Consider the following 16170-nt stretch of genomic DNA (forward strand, 5'->3'; position numbering starts at 1 on the left):
GCCTCATCTTATGGCCAACGCACGAGCACTCGATAAACGACGCAAGTCGATTCGCAATATTCGCAAAATCACGCGAACGATGGAGTTGATTGCGACGGCGCGTTACAAAAAAGCAATGGATCGTGCCCAGGCTGCGACCGCCTATACCGATCAAATCACCAAGATCGTCAAACGCTTGGCCGCTGCCGGTTTGGACGTCAAACACCCGCTGCTCGAACCCCGTGACAACCCCGGCAGGGCCCGTGTGCTTGTTTTGGCGAGCAACCGTGGTTTGTGTGGCGGTTACAACGGCAACATTCTGCGAACCGCGATGCCACGCATTCGTGAACTTCGCGACACGATCGACGAAGTCGCGGTGGATGCTAGCGGCAAGCGCGGCGTGAACGGGTTGAAGTTCCGCAAAACGCTTGTCGACAACGCTTACTTGGGCTTCGAAGATCAACCGGCTTATGACGAAGTCGAAAAGATCGCCGAAAAGTACCTAACCGAATATGTGACGGGCAAGATTGATCGCTTGGATGTGGTTTACACCAAGTTCATCAGCACCAGTCGTCAAGTGGCCACGATCGAAACGCTGCTGCCACTGGGGTCCTTGAGTGACGAGGAAACCGCCGCCAGCGAAGACGACGAAAAGTCGGTCGAATTCGAATTCTTGCCGTCCGCCGAAAGCATCTTGGAAGAAGTCGTGCCGACCAGTTTCAAGGTGCGTTTGTTCAAGTGTTTCCTCGACGCCGCGGTCAGCGAGCAAGTCGCTCGGATGATTGCGATGAAGGGGGCGACCGAGAATGCAGGCGACATGATCAAGCAGCTCTCGATGACGTACAACCGAGCACGTCAGAGCCAGATTACTGGCGAAATTATGGAAATCATCGGCGGCGTCGAAGCACTCGCCAAGTAACCCATCACAAAACGCACCCGCGTCCATCGCTGGTGCAAATGGTTCCCCACACAGAGGCTAGCAGTGCTAGCCAATCCAAAACATCAACTTCCTCTCGATACCTAAAAACAAGCTATGTCCACCGCAATCGAACAAGGCGCCGTTGGTAAAGTCACGCAAGTCATTGGTTCTACCTTTGATGCGGAGTTCCCTGAGAAGCAGCTTCCTAAGATCTACAACGCTGTAGAGATCAAGAGCGAGCACAAAGGGGTCACGATCAATTTGGTCGGCGAAGTTCAACAACACCTCGGTGGCGGACGCGTTCGTGCGATCGCACTGGGCAGTACCGACGGAATGATGCGAGGCATGGAAGTGCTCGACTTGGGCCGCCCCGTGACCGTCCCCGTGGGTGTCAAAACCCTCGGCCGCGTGTTCAACGTACTCGGTAACCCGATCGATAACCGCGGCGAAGTCGAAGCCGAAGATTACTGGCCGATTCACCGCCAAGCTCCTCCGATTTCCGAGCTGTCGACGAACACCGAAGTGTTTGAAACCGGCATCAAGGTGATCGACCTGCTGACCCCGTTTGTTCGTGGTGGTAAGGCAGGTTTGTTCGGCGGTGCGGGACTGGGCAAGACCGTTATTTTGACCGAGTTGATCGCACGTATCGCAAGTAGCCACGGCGGTTACTCGGTATTCGCCGGCGTGGGTGAGCGAACTCGCGAAGGAACCGACCTTTGGTTGGAAATGCAAGAAGCCGAAATCGGCGAAACCGGCCGTAAGGTCATCGAGCAAACTTGTATGGTGTTCGGCCAGATGAACGAGCCACCAGGTTCGCGTCTTCGCGTTGCACTGTCCGCTTTGACTATGGCTGAATTCTTCCGTGATTCGACCGGAGCGGACACGTTGTTGTTCGTCGACAACATCTTCCGTTTCTCGCAAGCGGGTTCGGAAGTATCGGCGCTACTCGGACGTATGCCTTCGGCGGTCGGTTACCAACCGACGCTGGCCACCGAAATGGGTGCCTTGCAAGAGCGGATTACATCGACCAAGAAGGGAGCGATCACCTCGGTTCAAGCCGTTTACGTTCCTGCGGATGACCCGACTGACCCTGCACCGGCAACGGCGTTCGGCCAATTGGACGCGTTCATCTACCTCGAGCGATCGATTTCGGAAAAGGGGATTTACCCTGCGATCGATCCGTTGGCATCGAACTCGCGTATTTTGGATCCACAATACGTTGGCGATCGTCACTACACGATTGCTCGACGCGTGCAAACGATTCTGCAACGTTACCGCGAACTTCAAGACATCATCGCGATTCTCGGTGTCGATGAATTGAGCGAAGACGACAAGATGATCGTGCATCGTGCTCGTCGTATCGAGCGATTCTTGTCGCAACCGTTCCTCGTGGCCGAAGTCTTCACCGGCAAGAAGGGTGAAATCACCTCGCTCGAAGACACCATCCGCAGCTTCGAAGGAATCTGTAACGGTGACTACGATCACTTGCCCGAGCGAGCGTTCATGTACGTCGGTGCGATCGAGCAAGCGGAAGCTCAGGCTAAGAAGATGGAGAACAAGTAAACGATGTCCATTCGATGTATTGTCGTCACGCCTGAGCGTACGGAGTTTGACCGCGAGGCCGACTTTGTTGCGTTACCGATGGCCGATGGCGAGTTAGGTATCCTAACGGGCCGCGCGCCGATGATCGGGCGACTCGGGTTTGGTACGCTGCGGTTGCAAACCGCCGCGGGGCCGGAACGCTACTTCATCGACGGTGGGTTCGCCCAAGTCGAAGGCGATGTGGTCAGCATTTTGACCGCACGTGCGACACCTGTCGATTTGCTCGATAGCGAGAAGGCGCGAGCCACGCTAAACGAGGCGTTGGAAATGCCATCGGCGAGCGTTCAAGAAGCCGAGATCAAAGAGACGGCTATTCGCCGTGCTCGCGGTTTGCTGCGAGCGTCGCGGTAGGTTTCGAGTTGTGTACTCGCAGCCGTAGCGAAAGTCGCCAAGACTTTCGGGGCGCGAGTACGACAGTCGTTCGGTAGCGAAAGTCGCGAAGACTTTTGGCCGTGCGTTTAACAAAACTCTCCACGAGTTTCGCTACGCGGCCTTCTACAGCTTTACGTCCACGCCGGCGCTTTGCGAAGCGATCTGCGGCGTGTTGATTGGTCCACGACCCACGATTGCCCCGTGATCTTGCGTGGGTCTGGGACGAGGCGATTGGCGGGGTGATTGCCATCGATCACTCGAGTACCCTGCCCCGCCCTGCTCCGCTCCGGATTGGTTGCCGCTATAGGATCGCTCTCCTGATTGGGGATCCTTTTCGACTTCCACCGACAACTGTTCGATTTGAAGACCTTGGGACTGCAGGCGGGCTCGCAGTTCGGGAAGGTTCTCACGCAGCGCGGCCGCTGCGGCTTCGGTTTCGGCGACCACACGCGTTTGAATCTTGCTCGATTTGATGTGCATTTCCAAACGCACCGTTCCGAGTTCTGCGGGTGCCAAACGCAGCCGCACGTGACCGCCGTCGGGACCGAGATGCTGGAACGCACGGCTCACGCGTTGAATCAATTTGGCCCGCGAAATCAAATCGGTTGCGGATGAGTTGCCTGCCTTATCGGTTTGTTTCTTCGTCGCATCCGAAGGGGATGTGGTTGTGGTCGCTGCCGAGATCGCTCCGCTGGCATCTTTTGCTGCGTTGCTGGCGGTATTGGTCTTTGTCGGATTGGCATTTGACGAGGTTCGCGTCGCTGCGGCTGCTGCGGCGGCTGTCGAACTTGAGATCGCGTCCACCGCTTGTTGTGCAGCAGGAGCGGTGGTGGCTGCGTTGCGAGGCGGTTCGGGCGGCGCGACGGCTTCCGTGATTCCGGCCGCCGCTGCACCGGCGGCAGCTGATTCGACCGCCGACGCGTTGTTGGCCTGTGAGGCGGATTCGGCGGACGCAGGGTTGGCCTGATTGCCACCATTGACCGGGCCAAAATGGTCGCGTCGCCGTGCACGCGTTTCGCCGGAATGCCGCTCGGAGCGTGATCCCGTTTCGGGTGATGATGCCGCGGGGTGATTCGTGGAATCCGTCTCTGCGGCAGACGCTTCCTGATCGCTCTGGTGTCCGTCGGTGAGCGTTGGGGATGGCTCCGCAGCGTCTTGCTCGGACGAGGAGTTTCGTTGCTCGTGACCCTGGTCGGAAGTCGGGTCCGAAGCCAGTCCTGTGGCGGCGGCGGGCGGCGTCGATTCCGACGCCGGTGCGGTTGCTGCCGCGGGATGCTCGACGACCGGCGGGGGTGTCTCGGGGGTCGCTTGGGCGGTCTCGGGTTCGGCGGCGACGGTGACCACATTGATTGTGGGAACGTCGCTCGATGCCACGGCGTCGCTCGATGCCACGGCGTCGCTCGGTGTCACGGCATCGTTGGGTGTCACGGCATCGTTGGGTGTCGCAGCATCGCTCGACGCTTCGGCGAGGGCAAGTGCCGTCGCGGCGGCATCTTCGTCTTGCTGCGGTGCGCTGGATTCGCTCGACGTGGGATCGGCGGCGATGGATTCGGCGGACATGGATTCGGAGGCGATCGCAAATGCCGCTAGATCAGGATCGATCTCGTGGGGTAGCTTCGCGGTCGCCGCCTCATCGTGCTCGGCTTCCTCGGTGTCGGCGGTGGTTACGGTCGACTCGGATGATTCGGCTGCGGAGGAATCCTTGGGCTGGCGAGGCGGATTTGCCGGCGCATTGATCGTTGCCATTTGAGCAAAGACGTCGGCAAAGGCGTCGACAATGCCTTGCGAGACATCGAGCGCAGAGGGGGCTGACCCCAGGGAACGCAAACGGTTCGGCGAGGGCGTTCGCGATACGGCAGCGGTGCTGGATGTGGAGCGTGAATCGCTCATCGTCGAGGCCTCCCGTTAAGCGAATTGGCGCTACACGGGGACAACCGTCGCAACGCGTTACTCGCCGCCTGCCTGATTAATCAGAGACGTGGATGGATATCCTTCGCCAATGCGACGGAGGATCTCGGCAAGTTTGTCCGCTTCGCTCGGCTGCACAAACTCGGCCAATATATCTTTTCGTTTATCGATGGGCATTGCTTGAACAATATTGACGACCTCATCAATTCTTTCATCGTCATAAATTCTCAACAACTGTTCCTTCGCTTGGACGGCATCGAGAGATTGCAGTGTTTTTTGGACTTCCATCAGCCCCTTGTCCTTCGCTCCCTGCTCCATCTCCGCCAGTTTGACATTAAACGCTTCGCGGCGTTCGTCGAATCGCTGCGTTTTATCGCGTAGGCTGAGTTCCATTTTGCGGAGTTCGTCGCGGTATTGGTCCTGGCTTCTTAGCCGCATATCCATCTCCAAGCTCTCCATTTTTCTGGCTTGCAAGATCTCTTCGAAATCAGGTTGTTCGCGATCCTCGTTCTGAGTCATGATCTGTTGAAGGCGGTTACCGGAGATATCGATGCCGTTCATGAGCGCAATGACCTTGGTCAAGGTGTCGGCGTTGAGCGACCCTTGAGCGAGAAAGTACCCCAACAGAATCGTTTGAGTCAGCAGGGTGCCGATACAAAAGGCCGTGAAGGCATTGGTAAGCTTATGGATCATGATGGAGGGGGTGCATTTTGGTGCTGCGAGTGCTGCTTGCTGTGGCCTGTTGCTAGCGATGGTCCGCGTCGCGTGCTTTTTGGCTTGCAATCGCAAACCGTCGATTGTTCATTTCGTCGATTTCGATTTGTTCGCGACGATTCATTTCCTGCTGATGTTGGTTGAAATCAATTTCCTTCATCCGCTGAAATTTCTTGACTTCGGTTTCCGCATCGCGAAGTCGCTGTTGTCGTCGTTGAAGCTCTTCGTCGAGTTTCACGCGAGTTTGTTCTAGCCCGTAAATTTCGGCTTGCAGTTGTAGGTTGTAACGTCCTTTGGCAAGCAATTGGTCGACGGCGATGCCACCGATGCGTGCTTCGACTTGTTCACTCAAGGCCGTTTGCCGTTGCTGCTGAAGGTCTTCGATTTGACTCTCGATCTTGGCAATCGCCGCATTGGCTTCGCCGACGAGTCCTCCCGCTTCGTCACGTTCACGTTGACGAAGGTCTAGGATCGATGCAAAACGAAATTCGTATTTCATGTGAGATAGGCTCGCAGCCCGTTATCAATGTGGGATAGGCTTCTAGTGTGTCGTCTACTTAGGATCATCCCGTAGGGATAGTCGCTCGTTTTGGCTTCTGCGACTTCTGTATAACACCGATGCCATAATCTCTGCTTTTCCTAACTCGCCGAGGGCGCCGATCCGGGCTGCGGATTTGCGGGTGGAGAATGGGGCGCCGCAGCGTTTTGAGGATTCAACCCTACTTGGCTCGTGATCAACGCTTCGAGCACCGCCAAGGATTGCTCCATTGGGGCGATGTCTCCGGAATCTTGTGAGAGAAACCGTTTCAATGGTTCACGCATCGAAATCGCACGATCGACATTGGGGTCGCTTCCGTTTCGATAGGCGCCGATGGAAATGAGATCCGCATTCTTTTTGTAGTCGCTCAAGTAGCGTCTCGCCGCGCTTGCGGCTTTCAACGTTGCTGGAGAGATGAGATGGGTTTGCAGTCGGCTCAGACTCTGCAGCACATCGATCGGAGGCCATTGTGCTTGAGCGGCCAAGTCGCGGCTGAGCACGATATGGCCATCGAGCAACCCACGGAGCGTATCGGCAATCGGTTCGTTGTGATCGTCTCCTTCAACCAACACGGTGTAGAACGCGGTGATCGAACCGAGGTTGGTTCGACCGGCGCGTTCGACCACCTGCGGCAGCAGATTAAAAACGCTGGGCGGATAACCACGCGTGGTGGGCGGTTCGCCTGAGGCGAGTCCGAGTTCACGTTGGGCCATCGCAAGACGCGTGACCGAATCCATCAACAACAGCACGTCTTTGCCTTCGTCGCGAAACGATTCTGCGATCGCGGTGGCGGTCCAGGTTGCCGCAATTCGCTGTGCCGCGGGCCGATCGCTGGTGGCGACCACGACCACGCTGCGACGCAGTCCCTCTTCGCCGAGGCATCGTTGGATGAACTCTTGCACCTCGCGGCCTCGCTCACCGACCATACAAATGACGATGCGATCCGCGCTCGATCCGCGTGCAAGCATTCCTAAAAGCGTGCTTTTTCCCACACCCGAGCCTGCGAAAATTCCTAAGCGTTGTCCCTTTCCGCAGGTCAACATTGCATCGATCGCGCGGACGCCGGTTTGTAGCGGCGTGTCGATCGGGGGCCGGTCAAGCGATTCCGGTGCCATCCGATTGCTCTCCACCGGAATCAGATCCTCGGGGAGCGGTTTGTTATCGATCGGTCGTCCCAACGCGTCGATCACACGTCCACAAAGTGATGCACCGGCACGCAAGTTCAATGCCCCGCCCACCAATCGGACTTTATCACCCGCGGCGATCGGAGCCATCGTTTCGAGGGGAGCGATGATCGGCCGTACGCCTTGGAATCCGATCACCCGCGCGAGTCTTCGGTTGGGGGTGCCGGGACACACTTCGCAAATCGCGCCGATCGGCGCCGTGATTCCTTCCAATTCAATCGCATCCCCACGGACCGCAGCAATCCGCCCGGTGATCTGATGCGTCACCGCCTCGTCGATAATGCGCGTGGCAGCCGCAGCGTGATGAATCTTGGGTGGATTGATTTTGTATTGGAATCGTGTCGCACTCATACCAACAACTCCTGTAATCGCAGCAGTTGTTCGTCGAGTCCCGCTCGGATCTCGCCGCCGGGTTGTCGGACGACGACCGCATCGCGCGCGATCGTTTCGTCCGGTTCCACCATGGTTTGTTCCGGCAAGTCGGGTGACGCCAGCAATTCGTCAAAGACTTGACCGAGGTTGACCAACGTTTCGGGATGGACCGCCAAAATCAATCGAGTCGCCGATCGCGTGCTGCGCAGTGCCTCTTCGGCCCAACGCACAAGGATGGTTTCGTCGCCATCGAGTTTGTGACGGATCACTTTTTCTGCGGCCGCGATCGCGATCGACGTCAACGAGTCGGCGTATTGCTGCATCCAATCCTCGTGGATTCGGTGCAACTGCTCGACCGCGTTATGGATGATTTTCAGCGAATCGGCCGCCAGAGTTTCCGCTTGGGTCTTGATCTTTTTATCGGAATCGATGGCGGCCTGGGCGAGCCCTTCCTGGTACCCCTTTTGATGCGCTTGTTTGCGAATCAACTCCGCTTCTTTTTTCGCTTCGTCGAGCATCGCGGCCACTTGTTTGCGGCATTCGTCAATGCGGCTACGTCCCGCGTCGGCGAGGTCGTCCAGGTTGAAGCCTGCCAATCCGGTCACACTGCGTGCGGCATTGGTGGGGTCCGACGGACGTTCCGATTTTAAAACGATGGCCATGACAAGCTTCCTCGAATACGTTGCGGCAGGACGAACTTACGCCGCCAGCGTGGTGGTCTTTGCGGACGACGCGGCGGCCGATCCGTTCAATTTCAGTGAAACGGCGGCGACGGCCGATTTCGCTTCGTCGATTTCTCGCAACTCCAACGATTGGATGCGACTCATTTGATGGCGAACCTGTTTGGCATAGGCTCGCGGTAAAACTCGCAAAGCCGCTTCCGCGACATGCTTGGGAAGACCGCACAGTGTCAACATCGCCTGGCGGGTTTCCACTTGCCCTAACGCTTGGCACAAATCGTGTGGGGCGAGCGAGATGAGTTGCTGATGAACCGTTTCGGTTGACGATGATTCCGCAGTAGTGCTCTCCGGGGCAATGCGAAGTGAATGAATTTCGCTTCGCTCGAAACGGTCGGGGTGAACCGTTGCAGATTCGGTTTGGGCTTGATGCTCGGCGATTCGATTGACGCCGGCGCTCGCCGATGTCACCCGGGCGTTGCTGGAGTGGACGAACGGTTCGGCCGGGGAAGTCGCAAGCGGAGCGTGTGGCGTTGTAGGTGAAGCTTGTTTGGGGGATGGCATCGCAGCCAAAATTGCGTTCAGGGCGCGTTGGCCGGTCGATTGCGAACCTGGCTTTCGCTGCGAACGCAGGCTTTGCTGAACTCGATTGCGTAGATGGGATGCGAGTTCTTGAACCGCTTCTTCGGGAACGTCGTTGAGTCGCCCGATTCGGCTCAACGCATCCTTCTGCACACTGGCGTCGAGTTGGGGCAGGATCCGAGCAGCTTGGGCGGGGGAAATCGAGGCCAACACCAATGCGACCGCTTGGGGATGCTCGCCATCGAGGACACCGACAAGCACGTCATCTTCGGCGTCCCCCAAAAACGAAAGTGCCGTGTTGGAATTCGACTCGAGATTGGGATCGTTACCCAATTCCCGCTTCATGACTGCGCTCGATAACGTTGGGTTTGTATCGCCGCGCCCACGCAGCATCACCTCATCTCCATCATCGGAGTGGGACCGCGTCGCTTGATCTTGTTGCGATTCGAGAGAGCCCTTGAATGCTTGGAGTGCCCGTTGACGTTCCAGCGGATCGACATCGGCCAGCGACGTCATGGTTCGTCGCAATGATTGCTTCATTGCATCGTCAAAACTGTTTAATAGCCCCAGGGCAACGGAGCTTGGCAAGCTACTCAAAACGATGGCAACTCGTCGTAGCGAGGCTTCCCGATTGGCTCCGGTTTGGTGAGCGGCAGTCATTGCGTGCACTCCTTTGCGAAAAAACGTAGCGAATCTGTGGCTCCGTCGGCGATGGCGTGATCCTTCACTCCGTTTCTACTTGTAAGGGAACGGCGCAATGCAGGAAAGAGCGGAATTCGTCGGCGTGGCGAGCGGCCGAGCCTTGCCGCCCTTCCTCCTAGCTGCGGTGCAATCCGTCGAGGGGGCTATGTCGCCCTTGGGGATCGAGGTCGGCCCACCCGAACAGGTGTGCGGAAGCTTGCGGGCCTTTGCAATCGTTCTCAATCAACTTAAGCGGCACCGACCCAGTTGCGGATTACATTGGCTGCGACTTCGGGATTATTTTCCACAATGCTAGCCAATTCGTCTTTCAAGGTTCCGCCGGTGATCTCCATCGTATCGACGGGGTCCGTCTCGGCCTCCGCGACCGCGGGAGGGGTGGGCAATTCGAGTCCAAAGCCTTCGTTAAATTCCGTGGGGACGCCGTCGCCGGAGCCACGGATCGCACCGCGGGCAACGAACAGGGCGACCGTCGCCAACACGATCAATGCGATCGTTTGCCACGATTGAGCAAGCCACGTCATCGCGATTTTGGCCGTTTCCGGCTCAGGCATTTCCGGTTCAGGCAAGTTCAGGTAGTCCGTGACCTCGACCAATTCAATTTTGCTTTCCCCCGCATTCACTTCGGGCAAAAGCGGAGTGACCGCTTTTTGGATGTTGCTTTTTACGTCGAGCCGCAATTTGTCGAGATCGGCGGTTCGCATCGGCGGTATTTCGTTGACCTTTAAATCGGGATTGTCACGCAAATTATTTTGTGCCCAAACGTGTTGGTAATAGCTTTGCGGCAAACTAATCGACACGCGAACTCGTTTGACTTGCAACGAAGCGACTCGCGAGTTTTCGTATTGTTGGCCAGCCACTCCCATGCTCTCCCGCTCATCCTCCTTTAGCTTTGTCGTTTGAGCGTTCTCCTCCAAGCTGGCTGCCCGATTGCCGATGGCATTGGGGACCGTCCCAGGCACTCCTTGGTTGAGGGGACGGTTGCTTTGGGAATCGACTTTCCGCGAACGATCCGTCAACGTGGTGCGTTCGGAATCGTACTTGAGGACCGTCTTTTGAATGTCCATGGTGGGATCAATCTCAGCGTATACCGCGACACGCACATCGGGACCGTAGCCACCGAGTTGTTTACGTACCTTTTGTTCGTAACGAGCTTCTTCTTCACGTCGCTTGTTCGCCAAGGGGTCGCTGTCTTCATTGAAGTCCATCATGCCCGATGCATTCGTGTCGATCACCACGACATCGTCACTCGACATGCCTGCGAATGAGCCGCGGATCAGATCCTTGATCATTTGGATGCGTTGTCGCGGTAGCGGGTCCGTACCCTCGGGGGCAACGACCACGCTCGCCGATTGCGGCCGCGCCCGGCTCAATCCGAAACGCTCTCCCCGGTCGTGTTCGACACTGGCCCATTTGATGTCCGAGAACGCGGCAATCTTGCTGCCGAGATCTTGTTCTTTAGCGTGCATTTCCCGCGAATTGCGTTGTTCGCTTGAATCGAATGCACTGTTACTCTCGATTGCAGCTTGCACGTTGCTACGCAGTGAAATCGGCAAGGACGCCGATGCTTGCAACGCAGCTAAGTAGGCGGCACGGTTTGCTTTAGGAATCCGGATGCGTCGACCCTCGCGTTCCCATTCGTTCAACCCCGCACTGCTGAAAGCCAATTCGACCGAATCAAGCTCTTGTTCACCGAGCACGCGGCCCCCAAACAAAACTTCGAGGTTGGAGGTCCCGCTACCGCGAACGAGAAAACCCAAGCCAATCGCAATCGCAACGACCAACAGCAACGTGATCATTCGCGATTGCATTGGCATCGCAGTGAATGTCTCACGGATCTGTTCTACGGATTGGTTGAAGACGTTCATGGTTTACGCGGGTGTCGTAATGCGGAGAGAGGTTTTGCGACGGGGACTTTTGGGGGCTCGTCGACTCGGGAGCGGACGGAAACGCATCGTCGATGCGATTGGTTTAGATTTGGATCTGTTGGACTTCGCGATAGGCTTCGATCAATTTGTTGCGAACTTGCAGCAACATGCGAAACGCAAGATCGGCTTTTTGCACGGCTGTCAATACTTCGGCTTCATTCACATCGGCGCCCGTCAACAACGAATGGACCATGCCATCGGCGTTATTTTGCATGGAGTTGACGTTCCCGACTTGGTCGGACAATAGCTTGGCAAACGAATCGATCCCGCTTTTGGGAACCTTCGACGTGCCGTCGGGTTGCGGCGACGAAAGGGTCCCAAACGGATTGACCGGACGTGGGGGCGGTGCGAGTGAGGAGATGGGTTTCATGGGTCAGGGCTAGGTGCCGAGCCGCTAGGCAGATGCCGAGCCGCTAGGCGAGAATGGTCAACGTCTCGCGACTGAGGTTCTTGGAAATTTCCATCACACCGACGTTCGCCTCGTAGGCTCGCGTCGTCTCCATCGCGTCGACCATTTGCGTGGTCATGTCGATATTGGGATAGGCGACATAGCCTTTCCATTGGCCCTCTTGGATCGCCAAAGGGTGATTCGGTTGATAGCGATAGCGATGATCGGCTTCGCTCGTTTTGATTTCGGCGACTTTGACGCCCGAAGCCCCGGTCGTCGTCAATGAATCGTCGGTTTGGAAGACCACTTCACGAGCGCGATACGGGTTCGCGGCTCCGGTTTCATCGGTTAACGAGGACATGTTGGCAATGTTGCCCGTGATCGCGTTGAGTCGGGTGCGCTGAGCGACCAACGCCGAGGTGCTGATGTCGATGGATCGTATCATAATGCTCGGAATCCTCCTTCAAGGGACGCGGAAGCGGTTTCGCTTGTATTGGCCTCAGCCCGGGGTATTCATCTGGCGACTGATTTTTGCTGCAAAGTGTTTCATGACGTCGGGTCGTGAATCATCTGGGCTAAGCCCGTTGGTTCGCCTAAGCGCGTTCGGTAATGGCCGCACGCAACAGGGAAAACTGGCTTCGCATGGTGGTGATGGCCAGTCCATGCAAATGTTGGTTCTTGGCAATTTCGGTGATTTGGCTTTCCAGTGATACATCGCTGCCATCGTGAAAGACGACTTGTTCGGACGCGGCTCGTGGACCGGCGTAAAGGTCGTCGCGGGTCACCGTCCCGACGCGATCGTTGGCGTTGCCTCGTTGAGCGTTATCGATCGATTCGGCCAGTGCGTTTTGAAAATCCGCTTCATCCAAGTCACGCGAGCGGTAACCCGGCGTGTCGAGGTTGGCGATGTTCCCGGCAAGCAATTCGTGACGACGTTCGGAGAACGTCAACGATTGCTCAAGCGCCGGAATCGTAGTGGATTTGAAAATGCCAAGCATGGTTTACGCTGCGATGCGAGCAGCCCCTTGTTGTGGCCGGAAGACGATGGTGGCCGCAGCCCCGCCTTGGGGACAATTTTGCCAACGAATTCGTGCTCCCACCGCCGCCACGGCAAACGGAATGCGGGTTTCACGTAGTTCGACAGCGCGGCCCGTGTCGGCAATCTCCAATTCAATCCCGTTTGGCCCATCGACGGCTGTAATCGTCAATTCGCCCCCCTGCTGCATCTCCGCGACCGCTTGCATCACCATGGTGCGGATCAGATCGACCGTTTGGTTGGGGTTTGCGGGCAGTTTTAGCGAGGAAGCGATGTCGACTTCTAAGCAAATCGGGGCCGAGTTTTGAGTCAGTAACACGGATGCCACCGATTCGACAAGAATCGCTAAAGATTCGCAGCGGTTCGGGTCGATCCAAAGATGTGACATGATACGCTCCCAAGGAAGTGATTTGGGGGTGAGAAAAAAATCGGTTCCAGTGGCTGATAACGCATTGCGCGAGGTGGACGCAAGACGAGTTTGCCGTTCCACGCTCACTTCAGAACGATCATGTCAACGCGGAAAATGACAAACCACTCGGTTCGTTACCGCCTCCTTCCCTTGCTTGCAAAACCGCACTTTGCGTGCACTCCGTCATCCGCTGCTGCGCGATCGCTGAGGCACAGACGGGTTTCCGTTGAAGAAGCCGTGAGCCAAATTCGACGTTGGCCGCGAGCGTGATTGTCACCCGCAAGGGGGGCGGAAGTGACCGAACGTTTTGCGGTAACCCATCGCGTTTCGATGCGGAAACTCGATTAAACTAAATGCACCAACACAGAGAGTTTCCAACGTAGAGCCTCGTCCCCATCAAGCATGCCTCCCCAGTCGTAGATAATCACGGTTAGCGGACCCTAGATCAATGATGGTCGCACCAACGCTGGGCCTGATCGACATGCGTGGCAACCTCATTGCCGCCGCAATCTTGCTCGTGATCGGCGTCGTCGTTCTTCGGTTGGTTCGCCCACCGTCCGCGACAACCGGTTCGCGACTTTGGCTGCCGATTGTTGCTTTCATTGCAGGACCGCTGGTGGCGTTTCTTTGGACCATTGCTGACGTACTCTGGATTCAACCCGGCACTTATCTCAATTTCGCCGAATACATTGAAACACTGATTCCCGTTCTCAAGATCGGTGTGATTGGTGGCGTGGTCGGGGCGGCTGTCTTTTGGGTTGGGGACCGTTTAACGCTGCACCGGGGCCGCTAACATGGTTTTTAGGCAAAGGTCGCTTCGCGATCAGCTTCGTTCTTTGGCAATGCATGCGTTCGCGAGTGCAAAGGGATGTAACGAATCGTCACCGTCGTCTGAACTTCGATGGTGCGATTGTTCACGCAATGTTGCCAATCACACTCGCCTGCTTGTACGTGACCAGTGATTTTTGTCCACCTTGGATCGGCTACTTCGCTGTCGAGCGATGACACAATCCTGGGCACTTGTGCGTTCACGTCACCACCAAAGAACAACGTCCTTGAAATTGCCTACATTACGTTTCCAGAGTAAGAAGGCTGTGGCCGCGCAACGGAGATGGCCCGGCGATTGACGGGCCTTGCGAACGAATCAGATACCGAAGTCCAGGTCATTGCTCACACGCGTGATACTTCTTGCAATGCGCAGCGTTCGTCGTACGGGTCATCGCGAATCGTTTGTTGTCAGTGACACGTAGGATTGGTAGTAGCGGCGGCCAAACTCTCGCAACGAGGCGGCGTCAAAATGAACGTTGTCTCCGCGGTGCTTTAGACCGGTGGAGCTGACGAAACCGCAATTCGATAGCTGCTCTGGCAAAGCTCGGTGCGCCGCATCGATCTGGTGCCGAAGCTCGTCCCAGGGACGATCTTCAAATTGACCGAGTTGCCCCGCGATAAAGGGTAGCTTGGGATCGCCAACGGTCGTGCGAAATCGCTCGACCAATGCATGCAAGCGAGCTTCGTATTTTGGCGCCGATCCTTGATTTGCATCGGATTCGCCCTGATGCCATAACACCCCTTTGATAACACCCGACTTCATCGCTTGCTGCATCCGCGACTGGCAATCGTCCCAGGGATGCGTTTGGGTTTGATCGTGATAGCCTCCGGGTTGCCATGCGATGATCGGTGAACCGCCGACCGCGGTGGGGACCAGCCCGACGGTGACTCCAGGGTGGGCATCGGCGTAGGCGATCGCAAACGTTCTTCCCACACCGACGCCGACGACCGAAGGTTTGTCGAAATGCAATGGATCACGAGCCGGCACCCAACGCTTCGCCTTGTCCAACATCAACACCCGGGGATCGAGTTCGGTGTCGATCGGTTCCACTTTGCCGCGACCGGCCATATTCGATTGACCCGCCAAGACAAACAAATGGAATTGGTTTGGATCGTCCGGCAGCGGAGCTTCGCTCGACGCAGAAGAATGGGGCAACGAGGGATCTTGGGCCGCAGCCAACTGAGAAACAAAGACGGCTAAGATCGCCATGCCAAGCGTCATTTTTATCATGCGACAAAATTTCAGAGAGGGATCGGGAGAACGCTAAGGGTCGTCCCTTAGTTTAACCTAATCCCCATTGGCGATGCGAAGGTGCAAATTTTGAAGTTGCGTTTGTTCACAACCCGACGCGTTAGCGAGGGGGAATCACGCTTGACTCGGTTCCTCGCTAACGCGTCGGGCTATGATTTGCTGGGAAACGGCAATAACGCGACCTTAAAACGTGCAAACGGGCCTCAATGTCCAACGAGGTTGAATTCGAGCAAGAAAGCGGGTTGGAGGAAGAAAGCGGGACAGGGGGGGAATCGCTCCAATCGTAGACACCTCTTTTTATTCAACGAACCCGAATGAGCTCGAGGATCCTTATTGACTCGACAAATCGAGGGATCCACCACAGGTAGCAGCGGGCTGCGCTGATTTAGCGTAGTGCAGGTTGGCTTGCTTGGCTCCGTCACTGCGGCGAATTTGTTCCCCAATCGAATCGCGACTTTTTGAAAGCGACAGCTCACATTCACGTTCGACTTGCATCAATTGCAGCAGCAGTTGTTCGGTTTGTTCGTGTTGTTTTCGGCACTCGGTGCGCAATGCGGTGGAAGCCCATTGTCTTGATTCAGGATCGTCGCCGATCGCGGCATGAAGCTGTTTGGAGAGCTCGCCAAGGGTCGCCAAGGGCTGCTGTTTTCTCGACAACAATTGCATCAGCTCGTTCATGTGCCCCGCTTGGACCGCTTGGAGTTGAGCTTGTCCGAGCTCCACCAGTTGGCAAACCACGGCATGACGTTGTTCGATCAACGTGGAAAGTTCATTGGCGTTCAT

17 protein-coding genes are annotated in these 16170 nt (G+C 56.6%); 4 read left to right on the forward strand and 13 right to left on the reverse strand.

The features are described from left to right. Positions 1 to 10: 10 nt before the first annotated feature. The 3 genes from atpG to atpC all read left to right on the forward strand — a co-directional run bounded on the left by atpG (position 11) and on the right by atpC (position 2851). Positions 11 to 898, forward strand: a complete 888-nt coding sequence (gene atpG, locus Pla52o_RS02425; RefSeq protein ID WP_146592976.1) for an ATP synthase F1 subunit gamma — start codon at positions 11 to 13, stop codon at positions 896 to 898. Between the two features lie 114 nt (positions 899 to 1012). Next, positions 1013 to 2461, forward strand: coding sequence for a F0F1 ATP synthase subunit beta (gene atpD, locus Pla52o_RS02430; protein ID WP_146592977.1), 1449 nt, complete (start codon positions 1013 to 1015; stop codon positions 2459 to 2461). 3 nt (positions 2462 to 2464) lie between these two features. Next, positions 2465 to 2851 carry an ATP synthase F1 subunit epsilon gene (gene atpC, locus Pla52o_RS02435; protein WP_146592978.1) on the forward strand — a complete coding sequence of 129 codons (387 nt, stop codon included), beginning with the start codon at positions 2465 to 2467 and terminating at the stop codon, positions 2849 to 2851. Positions 2852 to 2995: 144 nt separating this feature from the next. On the opposite strand, the gene Pla52o_RS02440 is transcribed toward atpC, so the two are convergent. The 11 genes from Pla52o_RS02440 to Pla52o_RS02490 form a co-directional block, all read right to left on the reverse strand. After that, positions 2996 to 4762, reverse strand: a complete 1767-nt coding sequence (locus Pla52o_RS02440; protein WP_146592979.1) for a flagellar hook-length control protein FliK — start codon at positions 4760 to 4762, stop codon at positions 2996 to 2998. A 57-nt stretch (positions 4763 to 4819) separates the two neighbouring features. After that, a complete protein-coding gene (locus tag Pla52o_RS02445) occupies positions 4820 to 5473 on the reverse strand; it encodes a hypothetical protein (protein ID WP_197168951.1) in 654 nt (217 codons plus the stop codon). Positions 5474 to 5525: 52 nt separating this feature from the next. Further along, positions 5526 to 5993, reverse strand: a complete 468-nt coding sequence (gene fliJ, locus Pla52o_RS02450; protein WP_146592980.1) for a flagellar export protein FliJ — start codon at positions 5991 to 5993, stop codon at positions 5526 to 5528. 140 nt (positions 5994 to 6133) lie between these two features. Further along, positions 6134 to 7567: a FliI/YscN family ATPase gene (locus Pla52o_RS02455; protein ID WP_146592981.1), complete on the reverse strand. Its 1434-nt coding sequence runs from the start codon at positions 7565 to 7567 to the stop codon at positions 6134 to 6136. Continuing rightward, on the reverse strand, positions 7564 to 8250 hold the full coding sequence (locus Pla52o_RS02460) for a FliH/SctL family protein (protein WP_146592982.1): 687 nt from the start codon (positions 8248 to 8250) through the stop codon (positions 7564 to 7566). Before Pla52o_RS02460 ends, Pla52o_RS02455 begins: the two co-directional genes overlap by 4 nt. A 36-nt stretch (positions 8251 to 8286) precedes the next feature. Next, positions 8287 to 9507, reverse strand: a complete 1221-nt coding sequence (locus Pla52o_RS02465) for a FliG C-terminal domain-containing protein (protein WP_146592983.1) — start codon at positions 9505 to 9507, stop codon at positions 8287 to 8289. A 269-nt stretch (positions 9508 to 9776) separates the two neighbouring features. Then, positions 9777 to 11414, reverse strand: a complete 1638-nt coding sequence (locus Pla52o_RS02470; RefSeq protein ID WP_146592984.1) for a beta-cystathionase — start codon at positions 11412 to 11414, stop codon at positions 9777 to 9779. Positions 11415 to 11517: 103 nt separating this feature from the next. Continuing rightward, entirely contained in the window at positions 11518 to 11844 is a 327-nt protein-coding gene (gene fliE, locus Pla52o_RS02475) for a flagellar hook-basal body complex protein FliE (RefSeq protein ID WP_146592985.1), read from the reverse strand. A gap of 43 nt (positions 11845 to 11887) precedes the next feature. Then, positions 11888 to 12307, reverse strand: coding sequence for a flagellar basal body rod protein FlgC (gene flgC / locus Pla52o_RS02480; protein WP_146592986.1), 420 nt, complete (start codon positions 12305 to 12307; stop codon positions 11888 to 11890). Between the two features lie 148 nt (positions 12308 to 12455). Then, a complete protein-coding gene (locus Pla52o_RS02485; RefSeq protein ID WP_146592987.1) occupies positions 12456 to 12860 on the reverse strand; it encodes a flagellar basal body rod protein FlgB in 405 nt (134 codons plus the stop codon). 3 nt (positions 12861 to 12863) lie between these two features. Further along, on the reverse strand, positions 12864 to 13286 hold the full coding sequence (locus tag Pla52o_RS02490) for an ATPase (RefSeq protein WP_146592988.1): 423 nt from the start codon (positions 13284 to 13286) through the stop codon (positions 12864 to 12866). Between the two features lie 469 nt (positions 13287 to 13755). Here Pla52o_RS02490 and Pla52o_RS02495 point away from each other — a divergent pair, with 469 nt between their 5' ends. After that, positions 13756 to 14100, forward strand: a complete 345-nt coding sequence (locus tag Pla52o_RS02495) for a hypothetical protein (RefSeq protein WP_146592989.1) — start codon at positions 13756 to 13758, stop codon at positions 14098 to 14100. A gap of 423 nt (positions 14101 to 14523) precedes the next feature. Here Pla52o_RS02495 and Pla52o_RS02500 read toward each other — a convergent pair whose 3' ends face one another. Together Pla52o_RS02500 and flgN are read right to left on the reverse strand one after the other, a co-directional pair. Next, the gene (locus tag Pla52o_RS02500) at positions 14524 to 15366 is read right to left on the reverse strand and encodes a sialate O-acetylesterase (protein WP_231612036.1); all 843 of its coding nucleotides are present in this window, start codon (positions 15364 to 15366) and stop codon (positions 14524 to 14526) included. Between the two features lie 351 nt (positions 15367 to 15717). After that, positions 15718 to 16170, reverse strand: a complete 453-nt coding sequence (gene flgN / locus Pla52o_RS02505; RefSeq protein WP_146592990.1) for a flagellar export chaperone FlgN — start codon at positions 16168 to 16170, stop codon at positions 15718 to 15720.

The sequence above is a fragment of the Novipirellula galeiformis genome, assembly GCF_007860095.1.
Taxonomy (GTDB): Bacteria; Planctomycetota; Planctomycetia; order Pirellulales; family Pirellulaceae; genus Novipirellula; species Novipirellula galeiformis.